Raw genomic sequence first — 18,557 nt, forward strand, 5'->3', positions numbered from 1 at the left:
TCGTTCTCGAGAAGGAGCACGGACCCGTGGGTGGTACCCCGGTACTACGGGCCGCAGGGAGACGAAAGGCCCCATCGCGTTCAGCGATGGGGCCTTTCAATGTTCTTGTGCCGCTTACGCCTTGGCGCGAAACGCCAAGCCGGCTACGCCTTCGTGCTGCGCTTCCGGTCCACTCCGGCTACGCCTTCGTGCTGCGCTTCCGGTTCACTCCGGCTACGCCTTCGTGAACAAGAGCGCCGCGTTGTGGCCGCCGAAGCCGAAGGCCGTGTTGAGCGCCGCGTTCAGCTCGACCTTGCGGGCCTCGTTCGCCGCCACGTCCAGGTCCAGGGCCGGGTCCGGGTTCTCCAGGTTGATGGTCGGAGGGATGACCCCTTCGACGATCGCCAGGATCGTCGCGATCGACTCGACCGCGCCGGCCCCGCCGAGCAGGTGCCCGGTCATGGACTTGGTGCCGGTCAGCACCGGGTGGTCGCCAACCTCGCGCTTGACGCCCTTGACCTCGGCCATGTCACCGACCGGGGTGGAGGTGGCGTGGGCGTTGACGTGGCCGATCTCCTTCGGGTCGATGCCGGCCTGCTTGATCGCCGCCGCCATCGCCCGGCCGCCGCCCCGGCACTCCGGGTCGGGCTGGACCATGTCGAAGCCGTCGGAGGTCAGGCCGGAGCCCGCCACGACCGCGTAGATCTTCGCTCCGCGCGCCTCGGCGTGGTCGCGGCGCTCCAGGATCAGGGCGCCGCCGCCCTCGCCCATGACGAACCCGTCGCGGTCGCGGTCCCAGGGCCGGGAGGCGTGCGTCGGGTCGTCGTTGCGGGTCGACATGGCCTTCATCGAGGAGAACCCGGCCATCGGCAGGCCGCCGATGACCGCCTCGGCGCCGCCGGCGATGACCACGTCGGCGCGGCCGACGCGGATCATGTCGGCGGCCCACGAGATCGCCTCGGCCGAGGTGGCGCACGCGCTGGTGGGGGCGTGCACGCCGGCGCGGGCGTGGAACTCGAGGCCGACCACGGCCGCGGGGCCGTTGGGCATGAGCATGGGCACGGTGAACGGGGAGACCTTGCGGGCGCCGCTCTCCTCCAGGATGTCGTCCTGGGCGAGCAGCGTCAGCGCCCCGCCGATGCCGGAACCGAAGACGACGCCCAGGCGTTCCTTCTCGAGGTCGTCGTTCAGCCCCGCGTCGTTCCACGCCTGCTGAGCCGCGACGAGCGCGATCTGCTCGGAGCGGTCCAGACGGCGCAGCCGGACCCGGGGCAGGACCTCGGACGGCTCCACCGCCAGCTCGGCGGCGATGCGGCAGGGGAGTTCCTGCGCCCATTCGTGCTCGAGCAGGTGGACGCCCGACCGACCGGCCACGAGTGCTTCCCAGGTCGACGCCACGTCCCCGCCGAGCGGGGTGGTCGCGCCGAGCCCGGTGACGACTACCTCAGTCACATTCAGCCCTTTTCGATGAAGGAGACGGCGTCGCCGACGGTCTTGAGGTTGGCGACCTCGTCGTCGGGGATCTTCACGCCGAACTTCTCTTCGGCGGCCACGACGACCTCGACCATGGCGAGCGAGTCGACGTCCAGGTCGTCGGTGAAGGACTTGCCGTCGGCGACATCGTCGGGGTTGACGCCCGCGACCTCTTCGAGAATGTCGGACAGGCCTTCGCGGATCTCGTCACGAGACAGAGCCATGAGTTATTTCCTCTCGATAATTACGGGCAGCGGATGACTTGCCCGGCGTAGGTGAGTCCGCCGCCGAATCCGAACAGGAGGATCGGGGCGCCGGAGGCCACCTTGCCACTTTGTACCAACTTCGACAGCGCCAGCGGCACCGATGCCGCGGACGTGTTGCCGGAGTAGACGATGTCCTCGGCGATGACGCAGTCGTCGCTGAAGTCGAGGCGCTTGGCGATGCCCTGGATGATCCGCAGGTTCGCCTGGTGCGGCACGAAGGCCGCGAGCTCGTTGACCTTCAGGCCCGCCCGCTCGGCGACCTGCTCGATGAGCGGCGCGAGCTGGGTGGTGGCCCACCGGAACACGGTCTGGCCGGCCTGCTTGATGAACGGCACGTCCTCCTCGATGCGGATGACGTCGCTCATCGACGGGTCCGAGCCCCACAGGACCGGGCTGATCGCCTGCTCCGGGTCGTCGGTGCCCTCGACGATGACCGCGCCCGCGCCGTCGCCGAAGAGGACGCACGAGGAGCGGTCCTCCCAGTCGGTGACCGCGCTGAGGCACTCGGCGCCGATCACGATGGCGCGCTTGGTGCTGCCGACCCGGATGGCCATGTCGGCCTGGGCCAGCGCGTACTCGAAGCCCGAGCACGCGGTGTTGATGTCGATGGCCGCCGGGGCGCCGATGCCGAGGGCGTCGGAGACGCGGCAGGCGGTGTTGGGGCACAGGTCCTTCGCCGAGACGGTGGCGACGATGACCATGTCGATGTCCTCGGCGGTGAAGCCGCCGTTCGCCATCGCGTTCCGGGCGGCCTCGATCGCGAGGTCCGCGACCTTCTGGCCCTCGGCGGCGATGCGGCGCTCCTTGATGCCGACACGCGAGACGATCCACTCGTCGTTCGTGTCGACCATCTCGGCGAGGTCGGCGTTGGTGAGGATCTTCTCCGGCTGGTAGTGCCCGACGCTGACGACGCGCGATCCGTTGACGCTCACTCGGCTCCTTCATTCGAGTCGGATTCGGCCTGCGCGCCGTGTTCGGCGGCGAGGTGAAGCTCGTCGGGCGTGTTCACGTTGACGCGCTCCACGCCCTTGAGCGCCCGCTTGGCGAGGCCGGTGAGCGTACCTGCAGGCGGCAGCTCCACGACCGCCGTGACGCCCATGGCTTCAAGCGTACTCATGCAGGCGTCCCACCGGACCGGCGACGTGACCTGGGCCACGAGCTGGTCGAGGGCCTGGCGGCCGGAGGTCACCGGCTTGCCGTCCCGGTTGGACAGGAGCGTGCGGACCGGGTCGGCGACCTCGATCTCGGCGGCCGCGGCCTCGAGCGCCTCCTGCGCGGGGGCCATGTGCGGGGTGTGGAAGGCGCCGGCGACCTTGAGCGCGATGACGCGCGCCTTCTCGGGCGGGTTGCCGGTGAGCTTCTCGATGGCGGCTACCGGTCCGGCGGCGACGATCTGGCCGGCGCCGTTGCGGTTGGCGGGCCAGGCGCCGGCGTTCTCGATCGCGGCGAGGACGTCCTCTTCGACGCCGCCGAGGACGGCGGCCATGGTCGTCGGCTCGATCGCGCACGCGGCGGCCATCTCGCGGCCGCGGACGGCGGCGAGCTGTACGGCGGCCTCGGGGGAGAGGACCCCGGCGAGGGCGAGCGCGGTGAGTTCGCCGACGGAGTGACCGGCGACGACGCTCGCGGCGGCGACCGGCAGGTACTCGGCGGCGAGGAGCCCGGCGGCCACGAGGAGCGGCTGGGTGTTCGCGGTGTCGGTGATCTCGGCCTGGTCGGCGGCGGTGCCCAGGTGCACGAGGTCGAGCTGGACGAGATCGGACCAGGCGCGCAGGCGGGCCTCGGCGGCGGGGTCGTATTCGATCCACGGCGTCAGGAACCCGGGCTTCTGCGAGCCCTGCCCGGGGGCGAGAATGGCAAGCACACTAAGACTTTCGCATCGACAACAGGAGATACGGGAGCAGTCGGAGGACTGAAAGCCCGTTCGGTTCTTGTAGGGAATCTACAACACTCGTTGTCAACTGCGAGAACGCCGGGTGCCTGAAGCGTTCTCCAGGCGCCCTATGGTCAACCCCACACGGAGGACGAACGCCTCATGCGGCTCGGTGGGGGAGAAACCGGTCACCTCCTGGATACGGCGCAGGCGGTAGCGGACGGTGTTGGGGTGGACGTACAGCTCGCGGGCGGTGCCCTCGAGGACACCGCCGGAGGCGATGAACGCGTCCATGGTCTCGAGCAGCTCGCCGCCCGCGCGGCGCAGCGTCATGTAGACGCTCTCGCGCAGGGCCCGGCGGGCCTCCTCGTCGCCCGCGATGGCCCGCTCCGGCAGGAGCTGCGTGGCCGTGACGGGCCGGGGCGCGTCGGGCCAGGCCGGGGCGGCCCGGTGGCCGGCGACGGCCGCGAGCGCGGACGCGGAGGCGTCGGCGAGACCGCTCACGGTGGGGCCCACCACGACCGGGCCGTCGCCGAACTGCCCGGTGAGCTTCTCGACGATCTCGACGGGCTCTTTGACGCCGCCGAGGAGGAGCACGAGGCGGGCGCCGTGGACGCCCGCGAGGATGTCGAGCCCGAGCCGCCTGGCGGCGCGCTGGACGGAGTGGAGCACGAGGGTGGCCTCGCCGCCGGGGGTGGCGCCGCAGACGACGGTGATCGTCTGCGTCTCGGACCAGCCGAGGGCGGCGGCGCGGGAGATGAGCTCGTCGGAGTTGTCGCCGCGCAGGAGCGCGTCGACGAGCATCGCCTGGAGTCGCGCGTCCCAGGCGCCCCGGGTCTCGGCGGCGCGCGCGTACACGCGCGCGGAGGCGAACGCGATCTCGCGGCTGAAGCGCAGCACCGACTCGCGCAGCTGGTCCGTCTCGCCTTCGGCGGCGAGCTGGGGCACCTGCTCCTCGACCACGTCGATGACGACCTGGATGAGGGCGACGGTGTGCTGGAGGCTGATCGCGCGGGCGAGCTCGACGGGGGCGGCCTCGAAGACCATGTCGGAGGTGCCGAGGTCTTCGCCGCCGTTGCGCAGCCACTCGAGGAACTGCCGCACGCCGGCCTGCGCCACCAGGGTGACCATGGAGCGCTGCTCGGCGGGGAGGTCGCGGAACCAGGGGAGGCGTTCGTCCATCCGGGTGAGCGACTGGGTCGTCAGCGCCGACGAGGAGCGTTCGATGTTCTGAATGGTCGTGGCCAGATCCATGCCCTATAGCCTGCCAGACGTGGCGAGCGCCGCGCATGGCCGTCTGTCGGAATAGCTCGGCCGCCACTACTGTTGCGCGGAAGAGCACGAAGAACCGACGACAGAGAGGCGGCCCCATGGCCACGGTTGAGCTGACCAAGGACAACTTCGAGGAGACCGTCACGGGCAACGGCATCGTGCTGGTGGACTGGTGGGCGGAATGGTGCGGCCCGTGCAAGATGTTCGCGCCCACCTTCGAGGCGTCGAGCGAGAAGCACCCCGACGTCGTCTTCGGCAAGATCGACACCGAGGACCAGCCGGAGCTCTCGGGCGAGGCCGGGATCCAGTCGATCCCCACGCTCATGGCCTTCCGCGACGGCATCCTCCTCTACAGCCAGCCCGGCGCGCTCCCGCCGGCCGCGCTCGAGGAGATCATCGGCAAGGTGAAGGAGCTCGACATGGACGCCGTGCGCGCCGAGATCGAGAAGGAAGAGGCCGAGGGCCACGACCACGAGGGCCACGCGCACTAGTCCGAAGAACGCCCCGCGGCGGCAGGCGGCGGGCGGCATACGCGGACGGGCGGAACGCCTCGGCGTCCCGCCCGTCCGCGTATGCCGCCCGAACGGCGGCGGGGCCGCGAGCATCCGCTCGCGGCCCCGCCTTCGCGCGTTCCTTAGGAGTCGCCGCCCGCCTCGCCGGCTTCGGCGGCGGTCGGGTCGGTGATCTGGTACTTCGCGGCGGCCTGGGCGGCCAGCTCCGGCTTGACCTCGCCGCGGGCGGCGAGCTGCTGGAGGGCGGCCACGGTGATCGACTCGGCGTCGACGTTGAAGTGGCGGCGCAGCGCCCCGCGGGTGTCGGAGTGGCCGAAGCCGTCCGTGCCCAGCGAGGTGTAGTCGCCCGGCACCCAGCGGCTGATGAGGTCCGGGACGGCCCGCATGTAGTCGCTGACGGCGATGAACGGCCCCTCGGCGCCCGAGAGCTTCGAGGTCACGTACGGGATCTGCTTCTCGGCCTCCGGGTGGCGGAGGTTGTGGCGGTCGGCCTCGATGCCGTCGCGGCTCAGCTCGGTCCAGGAGGTGACCGACCAGATGTCGGCGGCCACGCCCCAGTCCGCTTCGAGCAGCTCCGCGGCCTTCACGGCCCAGGACATGCCCGAGCCCGAGGTCAGCAGCTGTACTCGCGGGCCGGAGCCCTGGGCGGACTGGACCTTGTGGATGCCCCTGAGGATGCCCTCGACGTCCACGTTCTCCGGCTCGGCCGGCTGCACGATCGGCTCGTTGTACACGGTCATGTAGTAGAAGACGTGCTCGCCCTCGCCGTACATGCGGCGCAGGCCGTCCTGGACGATGTGCCCGATCTCGTAGCCGTACGCCGGGTCGTACGAGACGACCGCCGGGTTGGTGTGCGCCAGGAGCAGCGAGTGGCCGTCCTCGTGCTGCAGGCCCTCGCCGTTGAGCGTGGTCCGCCCGGCGGTGGCGCCGATGAGGAAGCCGTTCGCGAGCTGGTCCGTGGCGGCCCAGATCGCGTCCGCGGTCCGCTGGAACCCGAACATCGAGTAGAAGATGTAGAACGGGATCATCGGCTCGCCGAGCGTGTCGCCCGCCGTGCCCGCGGCGGTGAACGCGGCCATCGAACCGGCCTCGTTGATGCCCACGTGCAGCAGCTGGCCCTGCTCGGACTCCTTGTAGGAGAGGAACAGGTCGCGGTCCACCGACAGGTACTGCTGGCCGTGCGTCGACCAGATCTTCGCGGTCGGGAACATCGCGTCCATGCCGAACGTGCGGGCCTCGTCCGGGATGATGGGGACCCAGCGCTTGCCGGTCTCCTTGTCCCGCATGAGGTCCTTGAGCAGGCGGACGAGCGCCATCGTGGTGGCGGCCTTCTGCTTGCCCGAACCGCGCTTGGTCGACTTGTACGCCTCCTCGCCGGGCAGGCTCAGCGGGATGACCGTGTTGCGGCGCTTGGGGATCGCCCCGCCGAGGGCGGCGCGGCGGGCCTTCAGGTACTCGTCCTCGGCCGAACCGGCCTCGGGCTTGACGTACGGCGGCAGGTACGGGTCGGCCTCGAGCTGCGCGTCGGTGACGGGCATCTCGAGCGCGTCGCGGAAGCCCTTGAGGTCGTCGAGCGAGAGCTTCTTCATCTGGTGGGTCGCGTTGCGGCCCTCGAAGGTCGAGCCCAGCTTGTAGCCCTTGACGGTGTGCGCGAGGATCACCGTCGGCTGGCCCTCGTGGTCCATCGCGGCCTTGTACGCGGCGTAGATCTTGCGGTCGTCGTGGCCGCCGCGGCGCAGGTTCCAGATGTCGTCGTCCGACAGCGGCTGCGCGAGCGCCTTAGTGCGGGTGTCGCGGCCGAAGAAGTGCTCGCGGATGAACGCGCCCGACTCGGCCTTGAAGGTCTGGAAGTCGCCGTCGGGCGTGGTGTTCATGAGGTTCACCAGCGCGCCGTCGGCGTCGGCGGCCAGGAGCGGGTCCCACTCGCGGCCCCACATGACCTTGATGACGTTCCAGCCCGCGCCGCGGAAGTACGACTCGAGCTCCTGGACGATCTTGCCGTTGCCGCGCACCGGGCCGTCGAGGCGCTGGAGGTTGCAGTTGACGACGAAGGTGAGGTTGTCGAGCTCGGCGCCGGCCGCGAACTGCAGCGCGCCGCGGGACTCGACCTCGTCCATCTCGCCGTCGCCGAGGAAGGCCCAGACCTGCTGCTTCTTGGTGTCCTTGAGGCCGCGGTCGTCCATGTAGCGGTTGAAGAGCGCCTGGTAGATCGCGTTGATCGGGCCGAGGCCCATCGACACGGTGGGGAACTGCCAGTAGTCGGGCATGAGGCGCGGGTGGGGGTAGGACGGCAGGCCGCCCTGGGGGCGCGAGACCTCCTGGCGGAAGCCGTCGAGGTCGTCCTCGGTCAGCCGGCCTTCCACAAAGGAGCGGGCGTACATGCCGGGGGAGGCGTGGCCCTGGAAGAAGATCTGGTCGCCGCCGCCCTCGTGGTCGCGGCCGCGGAAGAAGTGGTTGTAGCCGACCTCGTAGAGGTTCGCCGCGGAGGCGTAGGTCGAGATGTGGCCGCCCACGCCGATGCCGGGTCGCTGCGCGCGGTGGACCGTCATCGCCGCGTTCCAGCGCACGAACGAGCGGATGCGGTGCTCGACGGCCTCGTCGCCGGGGTAGTGCGGCTCGGCCTCCACCGGAATGGTGTTCACATAGTCGGTGCTCGTGGACGCCGGTACGCCGATCTGGCGCTTGCGGGCGTGCTCGAGCAGTCGCTGCATGACGTAGCGGGCACGGGTGCGCCCGCCGCCGTCGAGGAGGCCGTCCAGGGATTCCAGCCACTCGCTGGTCTCCCCAGGGTCAGTGTCCGGTCCTTGGGTCGGCAATCCGTCACTGATGGGCGGCCGGTTCTGTTCCGTGGTCACGGGCGATCCCTCGTTCTAAGACTGCGGCTTTGCAGGGTTGCTCTTCAGGCAGCAGAGTGTCATCGTTTTCTACCATCCTCCCTTGAATCTACCGCGAGCATCGTCCACCCACCCGCCTTGATGCGACCGCGCCCACACTCCCCGAAGCTGTGAAACGCGCTCACCTGCGGCGCTGTGAAAGCCGTCTCGGCAAGCGGGATCACGGGCATGTGAACGTGTCCGCACGAAGCCCCCTCGGCGGCTTTGCGAACCGCTCGGGGCCCGCTTTTGCCGCGTGCGCGAGATCTGGATATGCCACGCCTCATATGGTCTACTTCATATGCTGTTGCAGAGCAGAGCGGGACGCTCTGGCAGCCTGACCTATGGAGGGGACGAAGTGAACGCTCCGAGCAGCCCGGTGGACTCATCGAGCGTGGTGCAGCGACTCGGACTCGAAGGCGTCGAGTCCGTCATGGAGATCGGCTTCGACACCGACGTCGACGCCGCCCTGCGCAGCGCCGTCATCGAGGCCGTCGGGGAGCTCCTCGACGAGGACTCCGACGAGATCGTCGGCGCGGTGCTCCTGTGGTGCCGCGAAGAGGACGGCGACCTGGTCGACCTCCTCCTCGACGCCCGCGACCCGCTCGCCGACGACGGCGTCGTCTGGCTCCTCACCCCCAAGGCCGGGCGGCCCGGCCACATCGAGCCCGCCGACATCGAGGAGTCCACCACCCTCGCCGGGCTCAAGTCGACGAAGACTCTGAACGCCTCCCCGGACTGGGTCGCGTCCCGCATGGTCGTCGCCCGCCGCTGAGGGCGGCGCCGGCGACGCCGACAGGTGGCGCTGAGACGAGGCGCGGACTCGGGGCGGGCGCGGTGACGCGCGCCGCGGCCTGCCGCTAACGTTCAGCGCGTCAGGTACCCATGGCCCTCGCCGAGGGCCGCACCGCGAGGAGCGCGCATGCCGATCGAGACCGGAACCAAGGCCCCCGCCTTCACCCTGAAGGACCAGAACAACCAGGAGGTCAGCCTCGCCGACTTCCTCGGCGAGAAGAACGTCCTGCTCGTGTTCTACCCGTTCGCGTTCACCGGCGTGTGCGAGGGCGAGCTGTGCGGCATCCGCGACAACCTCGACGCCTACCAGAGCGACGACGTGCAGGTCCTCAGCGTCTCCGTCGACTCCCCGTTCGCCCACAAGGTCTGGGCGCAGCGCGAGGGCTTCGAGTTCCCGCTGCTGTCCGACTTCTGGCCGCACGGCGAGGTCGCCCAGGCCTACGGCGTCTTCAACGACGAGAAGGGCATGGCGAACCGCGGCACCTTCGTCATCGACAAGCAGGGCGTCGTCCGCTTCGCCGAGATGAACATGCCCGGCGAGGCCCGCGACCAGGGCGCCTGGCAGAAGGCCCTCTCCGAGCTGGCGTAAGACGAGCAGAGAAGGGGCCGCCGGGTTCGCCCGGCGGCCCCTTTCGCATGTCAGGGGCTCGGTTCGGCGCCGCGGCCCGGTTCGGCGTCGCCCCACGGGCTCAGGAACACGTACATGACCATCGGGTAGCGCTCGCGCAGCCGGGCCTCGAGCTCGCGGCAGCTGCGCTCGATCGCCTCGCCGCTCGCGCCGTCGCGGAAGTCGACCTTCGCCGCGACCATCACCGAGGCCGGCCCGAGCTGGAGGGTCAGCAGCTCCTGCACGGCCGTGATGTCCTCGCCCGCCTCGATCTCGTCCCGCACCGCCTGCCGGAACCGCGGCGGAAGGCTCTTGCCGATCAGCAGCGAGACGTTCGCGTGGCCGAGCACCACGGCGACCGCGAGCAGCAGCACGCCGATGAGGATCGAGGCGGCCCCGTCGTACAGCGGGTCGCCGGTGGCCTCGGTGAACAGCAGGCCGGTCGCGGCCAGGCCGAGGCCGATGAGCGCCGCGAGGTCCTCGAGGAACACGGCCTTCAGACTCGTGTCGGGGGTGTGGCGCAGGAGCGTCCTCGGGCGCACCGACCACCGCTTCGACTCGCCGCGCAGCTGCACGATCGTCCGCGCGAAGGAGATCGCCTCCAGGACGAACGAGATGCCCAGGACCATATAGGACAGCAGGTAGTCGTCCGCGGGTTCGTCGTGGAGGGAGTGGAAGCCGTGCGTGATCGAGAACAGGCCGCCCGCCACGAACGTGAACGCCGCCGCCAGCGCCGCCCACAGGTACGCGGTGCTGCCGTAGCCGAAGGGGTGCGCCGCGTCCGGGGCCTTGGCGCTGTTGCGAAGCGCGACGTACAGCATCATCTCGGTGACGGTGTCCGCCATCGAGTGCGAGGCCTCCGAGACCATCGCCGCCGATCCGCCGAGGAGGCCCGCGATGAGCTTCGCGATCGTGATGCCCAGGTTCATGAGCGCGGCGACGAGGACGGTCACCACGCTCTCGGATTTCACCTCTGCCGCTGCACCGTTCACGCCCTCGAGCCTAGGCGAGCAGCAGTGCGGCGGGAAGAGAAAGGGCCGGGAGCGGCGACGCGCTCCCGGCCCTCTGATCCTGCTCAGCCCGTGGCGCTCTCGTCCAGGCTGCGCCCTCTATTCCTCTTCGGGCCTACGCCCTCTATTCCTCTTCGAGGAAGCCCCATTCGCCCACGTTGTAGAAGACCCGCATGGTGGTCGCCCAGTTGTCGCGCACGTTCACGACGTCCCGGTTGACCATGACCAGCTGCGGGGTCCACGCCAGCGGCAGCTGCACCGCGTGGTCGAGGGAGATCTGCGCGGCGCGGTTGTTGAGCTCGGCGGCCTTGTCGCGGTCGAGGGTGGTGGCGAGCTCGGCGACGATGGCGTCCACTTCGTCGTCTTGGAACCCGGTGTGGTTGCCCTCGCCCCAGTAGTCGGCGGCGGAGGACGCGAACAGCGGGGTCTCGATCCAGGAGAAGAGGATGAGGTCCCAGTCGCGGGCCTCGAGCACCGTGTTCAGCTCGCCGCGCGGGATCGGGTCGGTCTTGACGTCGACGCCCAGGTCGCCGAGGTAGGTGATGACGAGGTCCTGGATGATCGGCGTGAAGGCCTCGCCTTCGATGCCGGTGCGGAAGCGCAGCGAGACCGGCTCGCCCTCGGGGGTGAGGAGCGCGTCGCCGTCCCAGGTGTACCCGGCTTCGGTGAGGATCGCGCGGGCCGCCTCCTGGTCGCCCGAGCCGAGGCCGGAGTCGCCGATCTGGTCGGTGTGGTACTCCGAGCCGGGCCGGAAGAGCACGTTGGTCATGGTCTCGGTGTCCTCGAACGCGGTGCCGTAGGCGCGGGCGTTGATCTCGTCGGCGTTGATCGCGGTGAAGATCGCGCGGCGCAGCGGTTCGGCGGCGAGGAACGGGTTGTCGAAGTTCGCGTCGATGTGGGACCAGCCGGACTGCGGCGCGACGCTGTACTTCAGTTCGGGGTCGGCGGCGAGCTGGTCGAGGATCTCGGGGTCGAAACTGGACGGCGCGGCCCCGTCGACGGTGCCCTGGCGCAGCTCGGTGGCCATGGCGTCGGCGCCTTCGATGTACCTGAGCGTCAGAGAGTCGAGCGTGGACCGCTGCGAGCCGGTCCACTCGGGGTTCGGCACGTACTTCGCGTAGTCGCCGAGCGCGCCTTCGACCATTTTGAACGGTCCGGCGCTGTAGTCCAGGGGCGGGTTCTCGGAGAAGTCGGCGACGGACGCGGCCATGACCTCGGGGTCGGTGCGCCAGTCGGCGTGGCCGCGGGCCTCGGCGATGTGCGCGGGGTGCGTGATCACCTGCGCGGCGTACCACTCGGCGTCGAGGTAGCCGTCCTGGTAGGTGACGACGATGGTGTCGTCCTCGCCCTGCTCGATCGAGGCGACGTGGGAGCCGTACTCGGTGGCGGGGGTGCAGCCGGCGCACTGGGCGTCGTCGGTGGAGGTGGCCTTCCAGTGCCAGAGGAAGTCGTCGAGGCCGATCGGGGTGCCCTCGCCCCAGGTGGCCTCGGGCTTGAGGTGGTAGGCGACGGTGAGCGGGGTTTCCGAGAGGAGTTCGGGGCCTTCGGAGTAGATGCCGTCGTTGTAGTGGATCTCGCCGTTCTGGTCGTAGGTGAAGACGGTGGGTCGCAGCGGCTGGTTGATGATCGATGTGGAGAGGCTGGAGCCGTAGATGTCGGCCTGGCCCCAGGCCTCCCATTTGCCGCCGACGGCCCAGACGAGGTCGCCGCCTTCGGCGCGCGGCCCGGAGTTGCACGTGGTCGGTTCGGTGAGGCAGTCCTCGAAGCCGACGCCGGTCTCGGCGGGTTCCTCACCGCCGCAAGCGGTCAGGACGAGGATGAGGGCGGCGGCGGTGGCGGCGAGGGCGGTGGCTCGGCCGCGTAGCTTTTTGGGCATAGCAGGCTCTTTCGCGTCATTCAGGGGGAAGTTCTTACTGGCGACATCACACCATATTGCCGCCCGAAATGGAACTCTAGTAAAACGATAGGAATACTAGCTTCTCGGCGCGGCGATCGCCACCGTCGTCCGGTCATCCCATCGTCATCGCGTCGAAATCGTTATCCGTCACATCTATCCAACCCTTTATCTATGGGTTAGATTTTGCCTTGTCTTAACTCGCGCCGGCGGCCCGCCGGCGTCCGAACCCCCGTACCGCAAGGAGGCGGAAGACATGGTGGACAAGGCTTATTGGCGAAGGGGCGTCGCCCTCGGCGCCACGGCGCTGCTCGGCGCGGCGGCCCTGGCCGCGTGCGGCGGAGGCGAATCCGGCGACGACGGCACGCTGAAGATGGTCGTCTGGGGCGGGGACCTCGACAAGGAGACCTACCAGGCCCGTATCGACCTCTTCGAGGCCGAGAACCCCGACACCAAGATCGAGCTGCAGCTCATCCCCTCGGACCAGTACGCCCAGAAGGTCCAGACGATGATCGCCGGCGGCGACGGGCCCGACATCATGCAGGTCGCCGAGAACGTCAACTCCTACTCGTCCAAGAGCCAGCTCCTGCCGCTCGACGAGTACATCGAAGAGTCCGGCCTCAACATGGAGGAGCGCTTCGGCCCCGTCGGCTCGCTCTACACCTACGAGGACCAGACCTACGCGATCCCGGACCGCTCCGGCGCGATGATCCTCTACTACAACAAGGACCTCTTCGACGCGGCCGGCGTCGAGTACCCGACCGCCGAGTGGACCCAGGAGGACGCCCAGGCGGCCATGGAGAAGCTGACGATCCCCGGCGAGCAGTGGGGCTTCTCCGGCGCGGGCTGGTGGGCCCAGTGGTGGAGCTTCGCCTACCAGAACGGCGGCCAGATCATCGACGACGGCGGCAAGCCCGCCGTCAACTCCCCTGAGGTCGTCGACGCCCTGCAGTGGGCCAACGACCTCCAGTACAAGTACCACGTCGCGCCCACCGCGGCCGAGTACGCGGACATGGGCCCGGACATGGGCGGCGACCCCGCCTTCGCCGCCGGCACCGTCGCGATGAACGCGACCGGCTTCTGGGGCATCGGCGGCCTCCTCGAGTCCGACATCAACTGGGGCATCGCGCCGCTGTGGCGCGGCCAGGAGCAGGCCGTCTCGGCCTTCGGCTCCGGCCTCTCCATCACCCGCGACAGCGAGAACCCCGAGAAGGCCTTCGAGGCCATCGACTTCCTCACCGACACCGCGGCGCAGGAGGTCATCATCGACAAGGCCCAGGACGTCCCGGCCAACATCCAGGTCCAGCAGTCCGACGCCTTCCTCAGCCCCGAGTGGGCCCCCGAGGGCCTGAACATGGGCGCCTTCGGCGAGTCCTCCAGCTTCATCTTCCGCGCCCCGTTCATCCCGGAGTGGAACGAGATGCAGGCGACCTTCGACGACAACCTCGGCACCTTCTGGAACGAGGGCGGCGACGCCAAGACCGAACTCGACAAGATCCAGACGCAGCTCGAGTCGGTCATCGAGTAGGGGACCGCACCCAATGTCGTCGAACGCCATCGGCGAAGCCCCCGGCGCGGCGCGCACTGCGCGCCGCGCCGGCGGGCGCCGCCCCGCCAAGATGTCCCGCCGCAGCAAGAAGGAAGCGCTGTACTTCTGGCTCTTCATCTCGCCGTGGCTGATCGGATTCGTCGGGTTCCTGCTCGGCCCCATGATCGCCTCGGTCTACATCTCGCTGACCGAATGGGACTCGTTCACCCCGCCCGAATGGGTCGGGCTGGAGAACTACAAGGAAGCGCTCACCGAGGACCCCATCTTCTGGAAGGCCCTCTGGAACACCTTCTACTACGCGCTCATCTCCGTCCCGCTGGGCCTGGTCATCGGCACCTGGCTCGCCAACCTGCTCAACAAGCGGGTGCAGGGCCGCAAGCTCTTCCGCACCTTCATCTACCTGCCGACGCTCGTCCCGCTCGTGGCGACCGCGATGGTCTTCAAGATGGTCCTCGCGCCCTCCGGCCCGCTCAACGACCTGCTCGGCTGGTTCGGCATCTCGGGCCCCGACTGGCTCCTCGACGAGAACTGGGTCAAGCCCGCCCTGATCGTGCTCTCCGCGTGGGGCGCGGGCGGCGCCACGGTGCTCCTGCTCTCGGCCATGAACGGCATCCCGCGCGAGCTCTACGAAGCCGCCGAGATCGACGGCGCCGGATCGTTCCGCCAGTTCTGGTCGGTCACGTTCCCGCAGATCACCCCGGTGATCTTCTTCAACCTCATCATGGGCCTCATCGGCTCGTTCCAGATCTTCTCGCAGGTGTACATCCTCACCGCGGGAGGCCCGGACAACGCCAGCCAGATGATGGTGCCGCTCCTGTTCGAAGAGGCCTTCGGCTTCTACCACTTCGGTTACGCCTCGGCCGTGGCCTGGCTGCTGTTCGTGGTCATCATGCTCTTCACCGCGGTCGCGTTCCGCACGTCCCGCAAATGGGTGTTCTACGAGACGGAGGTGCGGTAATGGCCATCGCCGCCCAGATCCCCGCGACCGCCGACGAACCGGTCGCCAAGGGCCCCAAGAAGGACCAGGACCACGCGCAGCGGCGCCTCTCGGTCTTCAAGGCCTCGCCGGCCACGTACGCGGTCCTCATCGTCGTCTCGGCGCTGTTCTTCGTGCCGTTCATCCTGATGATCTCGATCGCGCTGGCCAGCGACCAGACCAGCGCCGCCAACGGGTTCACGGTCTTCCCGACCGAGTTCACCTGGACGAACTTCACCGACGTGTTCACCGCGACCGGGCTCCCCGTGGGGCGGTTCATCACCAACTCGGTCCTCATCGCCACGCTCTCGGCGGTCGGCCAGGTGCTGTCGTCCTCGCTCGTCGGCTACGCCTTCGCGCGGCTGCGGGCCCCCGGCAAGGGCGTCATGTTCATGATCGTCCTCGCCACCATGATGATCCCCGCGCAGATCACCATGATCCCGCAGTTCCTGCTGTTCAAGGAGCTCGGCTGGGTCAACACCTACCTGCCGCTGATCATCCCGAACTTCTTCTCCAACGCCTTCAACGTGTTCCTGGTGCGGCAGTTCGTCTCCCGCATCTCCAACGAACTCGACGAGGCGGCCCAGGTCGACGGCCTCGGCTACTTCGGCGTCTACCGCCGGATCATCCTGCCGATGATGTGGCCGATCCTCACCGCCATCGCGATCTTCACGCTGACGCACGCGTGGGGCGACTTCATGGGCCCGCTCATCTACCTCAACGCCGAAGAGCAGATGCCGCTCGCCCTCGGCCTGCAGTACATGACCTCCACCAGCAACTCCCTGCAGCTGCCGCCGTGGAACCTCGTCATGGTCGGATCGATCATCCTGACCCTGCCGATGATCGTCATCTACTACCTCGGCCAGAAGTACCTGTACGAAATGAACCTCCAAGGTGGAAGTGCTGGTGTGAAGTGACTGATCTGTCCACCGCGACCGTCCGGCTCGGACGCTCTGGGCTCGTCCTCGACGACCGCGAGGAGACGCTCCTGTGCGCGTCGCTGTTCTACTTCCGGCTCCCCCGCGAAGTATGGGAGGCGCGGCTCGCGCAGGTGCGCGCCACCGGATACCGCGCGATCGACGTCTACCTCCCGTGGAACTTCCACGAGACCGCCCCGGGCGCATGGGACTTCGAGGGCCGCCGCGACGTCGGCGCGTTCCTCGACCTCGCCCACGCCGCCGGCCTCGCCGTCATCGCCCGCCCGGGCCCGTACATCTGCTCCGAATGGGACGGCGGCGCGCTGCCCTCCTGGCTCGCGCTCGAAGACGGACTCCAACTGCGCCAAGCGGAACCGAAGTTCCTCGCGCAGGTCGGCCGCTGGTTCGACCAGGCCATGCCGATCCTCGCCGAACGCCAGTGGGGCCGCGGCGGCAGCGTGGTCGCCGTGCAGCTGGAGAACGAGCTCGACTTCTTCGACACGCACGACCGCCACGCCTACCTCACCGCCCTGCGGGACATGGCGCTCGGCCACGGCATCGACGTGCCGCTCGTCGCCTGCGCCGGCCAGGGCGACCTCGTCGGCGCCACCGGCGGCGTCGAGGGCGTCGCCCCGGCGTTCAACTTCTACCCCGACGACCGCTCGCCGTTCGTCGAGGCCGAAGTGCGCCGGTACGCCGATCTCGTGGGCGCCCAGGGGCTCCCGCTGCTCGTCACCGAGACCAACCGGGCGCACACCACGCTCCGGCGCCTCATGGCCAGCGGCGCGACCCTCCTCGCCCCCTACCTCCAGGCCTCCGGCTACGACTTCGGGTACACGCCCTCGACCGGCAACTGGGGCGACCCCGGCGGGTTCATGACCCACGACTACGACTTCGGCGGCTACCTGTCCCCGGTGGGCGAGGCCCGCGCCGAGTCGGCCGAGGCCCGCGTCCTCGCGGCCCTCGCCCGCACCCTCGGCCCGGCCCTGGCCCGCGCGACGACCGTCGAGGCCCGCGGCATCAGCGCGGACGTGCCCACCAGCGCGTCCCCGTCGCAGCTCGTCCTGGACGGCGGCGGCACGCTGACCGGCGTCCCGAACCTCGGCGACGAACCGGGGACGGCCGCCGTCGGCGGCGTCTCGATCGCCTTGGCGCCCTTCTCGTGCGCGCTCGTCCTGCGCGACCTCCCGCTCGCGGGCTTCGGCCTGCCCGGCACCTTGAAGTTCGCCTCGGCGGACCTCGTGAGCGCCGACGGCGGCCTCGAGTTCGCCTCCCGCGTCCCGAGCACCATCGTGCTCGAAGGCGCCGGCGGCGCGCAGGTCGTCGAGGTCGACGCGCCCCAGCGCGGCGGCTCGGTCGTCACCGAGGTCGCCTCCGGCGGGGACCGCTGGACCGTCGTGGTCCACCACCCCGAGGACGTGGCCGCGCCCGACGGCGCCCCCGGCGTCATCTCCCCGGCGCTGCCCGAACCCGAGAGCCTCACCGCCGCAACCCGTCTCGACCTCGAGACCCGCACCGGCGAGACCACGGCGCACGAACTGCCCCCGACCTCGGAGGCCATCGGCGTCTACCGCGGCCGCACCCACTACGCGGCCTCGGTCGCGGGCGCGACCGAACTGCTCATCGAAGGCGCGGGCGACATCGTGGACCTCGCGCTCGACGGCACCGCGCTGCCGAGCCTCGCACGGTTCGGCGCCACCGTGCGCGTCCCGGTCGACGGCGCCTCGCGGCTCGAAGCGACCGTGGAGACCTGGGGCCACGCGAACTTCGACGACTCGCGCCTGCCCGGCCTCGCGATCGGGTCGCTGCGCGGACTCGGCCGCGTCTGGTCGATCGCCTCGAGCGAGGACGTCGCCTCACTGTGGACCGTCGGCGGCGGCGCGCAGTGGGCCGGCGACCCCGCCCCCGTGCGGACCCTCGCGGGCTGGAGCAGCACCCGGATCGGACGACCGGCCACGTACCGGCGCGCCCTGCCCGTGGACGGCACCAGCCACTACGCGCTGCACCTCGCCGGGCTCCAGACCCCGGTCGAGATCACCGCGGACGGCGCGTCGGCCATCGTGAGCCCCGACGACCCCTGGGTCCACTTCGGTCCCGGTGAGGGCCGCGAGGTCGCGATCACCATGGCGCACTGGCCCGTCGACGGCGGCGGTGCGACGCTCCTGCGCCTCGAGGCTGTGCGAGACTGGCAGGTCGAGGCGCAAGCCGACCACGCCCTCCTCGCGCTGTCCGCGAAGGACAGTGCCGGGACCGTGATCGAGCTGCCGCTCGAACTCGAAGCGGGGGAAGAGGTCTGGCTCGACGTGCCGGTCCCGGCCGGCGGCCGGTCCCTGCGGTTCGAGGGCGGGCAGCTGCGCGTCAGCGCGTTCGCGAACGGCGAACTACTGGGGCGCGTGTGGCTCGACGACGCCGCCCGCCCGAAGTTCACCGGCGGGGACCCCGGGCGACTGTGGATTCCGGGATCATGGAACACCGGCGCAGTGCGCCTGCTGGTCCACGGCACCGCCGGCGGCGACCGGCCGCGCCTCGAGCGCGTCACCGCCGCCGCCTCGCCCGAATAA

15 protein-coding genes are annotated in these 18,557 nt (G+C 69.8%); 7 read left to right on the top strand and 8 right to left on the bottom strand.

The genetic code is table 11. The features are described from left to right. Positions 1-213 precede the first annotated feature (213 nt). The 5 genes from fabF to AB0K52_RS07600 all read right to left on the bottom strand — a co-directional run bounded on the left by fabF (position 214) and on the right by AB0K52_RS07600 (position 4,845). A complete protein-coding gene (fabF, locus tag AB0K52_RS07580) occupies positions 214-1,437 on the bottom strand; it encodes a beta-ketoacyl-ACP synthase II (protein ID WP_363528382.1) in 1,224 nt (407 codons plus the stop codon). Beyond that, entirely contained in the window at positions 1,434-1,670 is a 237-nt protein-coding gene (locus AB0K52_RS07585; RefSeq protein WP_363528385.1) for an acyl carrier protein, read from the bottom strand. The genes fabF and AB0K52_RS07585 overlap by 4 nt, the downstream gene beginning before the upstream one ends. A gap of 26 nt (positions 1,671-1,696) precedes the next feature. Further along, positions 1,697-2,650 carry a beta-ketoacyl-ACP synthase III gene (locus tag AB0K52_RS07590; RefSeq protein ID WP_363527618.1) on the bottom strand — a complete coding sequence of 318 codons (954 nt, stop codon included), beginning with the start codon at positions 2,648-2,650 and terminating at the stop codon, positions 1,697-1,699. After that, positions 2,647-3,582 carry an ACP S-malonyltransferase gene (locus AB0K52_RS07595; protein ID WP_363527620.1) on the bottom strand — a complete coding sequence of 312 codons (936 nt, stop codon included), beginning with the start codon at positions 3,580-3,582 and terminating at the stop codon, positions 2,647-2,649. Before AB0K52_RS07595 ends, AB0K52_RS07590 begins: the two co-directional genes overlap by 4 nt. A gap of 93 nt (positions 3,583-3,675) precedes the next feature. Further along, entirely contained in the window at positions 3,676-4,845 is a 1,170-nt protein-coding gene (locus tag AB0K52_RS07600; RefSeq protein WP_363527622.1) for a helix-turn-helix domain-containing protein, read from the bottom strand. Between the two features lie 116 nt (positions 4,846-4,961). On the opposite strand from AB0K52_RS07600, the gene trxA reads away from it, so the two are divergent. Further along, positions 4,962-5,354 carry a thioredoxin gene (gene trxA, locus AB0K52_RS07605; protein WP_363527625.1) on the top strand — a complete coding sequence of 131 codons (393 nt, stop codon included), beginning with the start codon at positions 4,962-4,964 and terminating at the stop codon, positions 5,352-5,354. Between the two features lie 143 nt (positions 5,355-5,497). Here the strand turns inward: trxA and aceE are convergent, their stop codons facing one another. Then, entirely contained in the window at positions 5,498-8,230 is a 2,733-nt protein-coding gene (aceE, locus tag AB0K52_RS07610; RefSeq protein WP_363527628.1) for a pyruvate dehydrogenase (acetyl-transferring), homodimeric type, read from the bottom strand. 397 nt (positions 8,231-8,627) lie between these two features. Here aceE and AB0K52_RS07615 point away from each other — a divergent pair, with 397 nt between their 5' ends. Together AB0K52_RS07615 and AB0K52_RS07620 are read left to right on the top strand one after the other, a co-directional pair. Next, positions 8,628-9,023 carry a DUF3052 domain-containing protein gene (locus tag AB0K52_RS07615; RefSeq protein WP_363528388.1) on the top strand — a complete coding sequence of 132 codons (396 nt, stop codon included), beginning with the start codon at positions 8,628-8,630 and terminating at the stop codon, positions 9,021-9,023. Positions 9,024-9,170: 147 nt separating this feature from the next. Further along, positions 9,171-9,632, top strand: coding sequence for a peroxiredoxin (locus tag AB0K52_RS07620; RefSeq protein ID WP_208494112.1), 462 nt, complete (start codon positions 9,171-9,173; stop codon positions 9,630-9,632). 50 nt (positions 9,633-9,682) lie between these two features. Here AB0K52_RS07620 and AB0K52_RS07625 read toward each other — a convergent pair whose 3' ends face one another. Continuing rightward, positions 9,683-10,642 carry a cation diffusion facilitator family transporter gene (locus AB0K52_RS07625; RefSeq protein ID WP_363527631.1) on the bottom strand — a complete coding sequence of 320 codons (960 nt, stop codon included), beginning with the start codon at positions 10,640-10,642 and terminating at the stop codon, positions 9,683-9,685. Positions 10,643-10,784: 142 nt separating this feature from the next. Then, complete coding sequence (locus AB0K52_RS07630) at positions 10,785-12,536, bottom strand: ABC transporter substrate-binding protein (RefSeq protein WP_363527634.1); 1,752 nt, start codon at positions 12,534-12,536, stop codon at positions 10,785-10,787. Positions 12,537-12,810: 274 nt separating this feature from the next. On the opposite strand from AB0K52_RS07630, the gene AB0K52_RS07635 reads away from it, so the two are divergent. The 4 genes from AB0K52_RS07635 to AB0K52_RS07650 all read left to right on the top strand — a co-directional run bounded on the left by AB0K52_RS07635 (position 12,811) and on the right by AB0K52_RS07650 (position 18,557). Beyond that, positions 12,811-14,082: a sugar ABC transporter substrate-binding protein gene (locus AB0K52_RS07635; protein WP_363527637.1), complete on the top strand. Its 1,272-nt coding sequence runs from the start codon at positions 12,811-12,813 to the stop codon at positions 14,080-14,082. A 91-nt stretch (positions 14,083-14,173) separates the two neighbouring features. Further along, positions 14,174-15,061, top strand: a complete 888-nt coding sequence (locus tag AB0K52_RS07640) for a sugar ABC transporter permease (protein WP_363528391.1) — start codon at positions 14,174-14,176, stop codon at positions 15,059-15,061. Next, complete coding sequence (locus AB0K52_RS07645; protein WP_363527640.1) at positions 15,061-15,996, top strand: carbohydrate ABC transporter permease; 936 nt, start codon at positions 15,061-15,063, stop codon at positions 15,994-15,996. Before AB0K52_RS07640 ends, AB0K52_RS07645 begins: the two co-directional genes overlap by 1 nt. Then, positions 15,993-18,557 carry a beta-galactosidase gene (locus AB0K52_RS07650; protein WP_363527642.1) on the top strand — a complete coding sequence of 855 codons (2,565 nt, stop codon included), beginning with the start codon at positions 15,993-15,995 and terminating at the stop codon, positions 18,555-18,557. The genes AB0K52_RS07645 and AB0K52_RS07650 overlap by 4 nt, the downstream gene beginning before the upstream one ends.

The organism is Glycomyces sp. NPDC049804, from assembly GCF_040674615.1.
Taxonomy (GTDB): domain Bacteria; phylum Actinomycetota; class Actinomycetes; order Mycobacteriales; family Micromonosporaceae; genus Glycomyces; species Glycomyces niveus.

Excerpts from the sequence above, each read along its gene's own strand:
- AB0K52_RS07640 (WP_363528391.1), top strand. The coding sequence starts at position 14,174 with ATGTCCCGCCGCAGCAAGAAGGAAGCGCTGTACTTCTGGCTCTTCATC.
- AB0K52_RS07635 (WP_363527637.1), top strand. The coding sequence starts at position 12,811 with ATGGTGGACAAGGCTTATTGGCGAAGGGGCGTCGCCCTCGGCGCCACG.
- AB0K52_RS07645 (WP_363527640.1), top strand. The coding sequence starts at position 15,061 with ATGGCCATCGCCGCCCAGATCCCCGCGACCGCCGACGAACCGGTCGCC.
- trxA (WP_363527625.1), top strand. The coding sequence starts at position 4,962 with ATGGCCACGGTTGAGCTGACCAAGGACAACTTCGAGGAGACCGTCACG.
- AB0K52_RS07630 (WP_363527634.1), bottom strand. The coding sequence starts at position 12,536 with ATGCCCAAAAAGCTACGCGGCCGAGCCACCGCCCTCGCCGCCACCGCC.
- AB0K52_RS07600 (WP_363527622.1), bottom strand. The coding sequence starts at position 4,845 with ATGGATCTGGCCACGACCATTCAGAACATCGAACGCTCCTCGTCGGCG.
- AB0K52_RS07620 (WP_208494112.1), top strand. The coding sequence starts at position 9,171 with ATGCCGATCGAGACCGGAACCAAGGCCCCCGCCTTCACCCTGAAGGAC.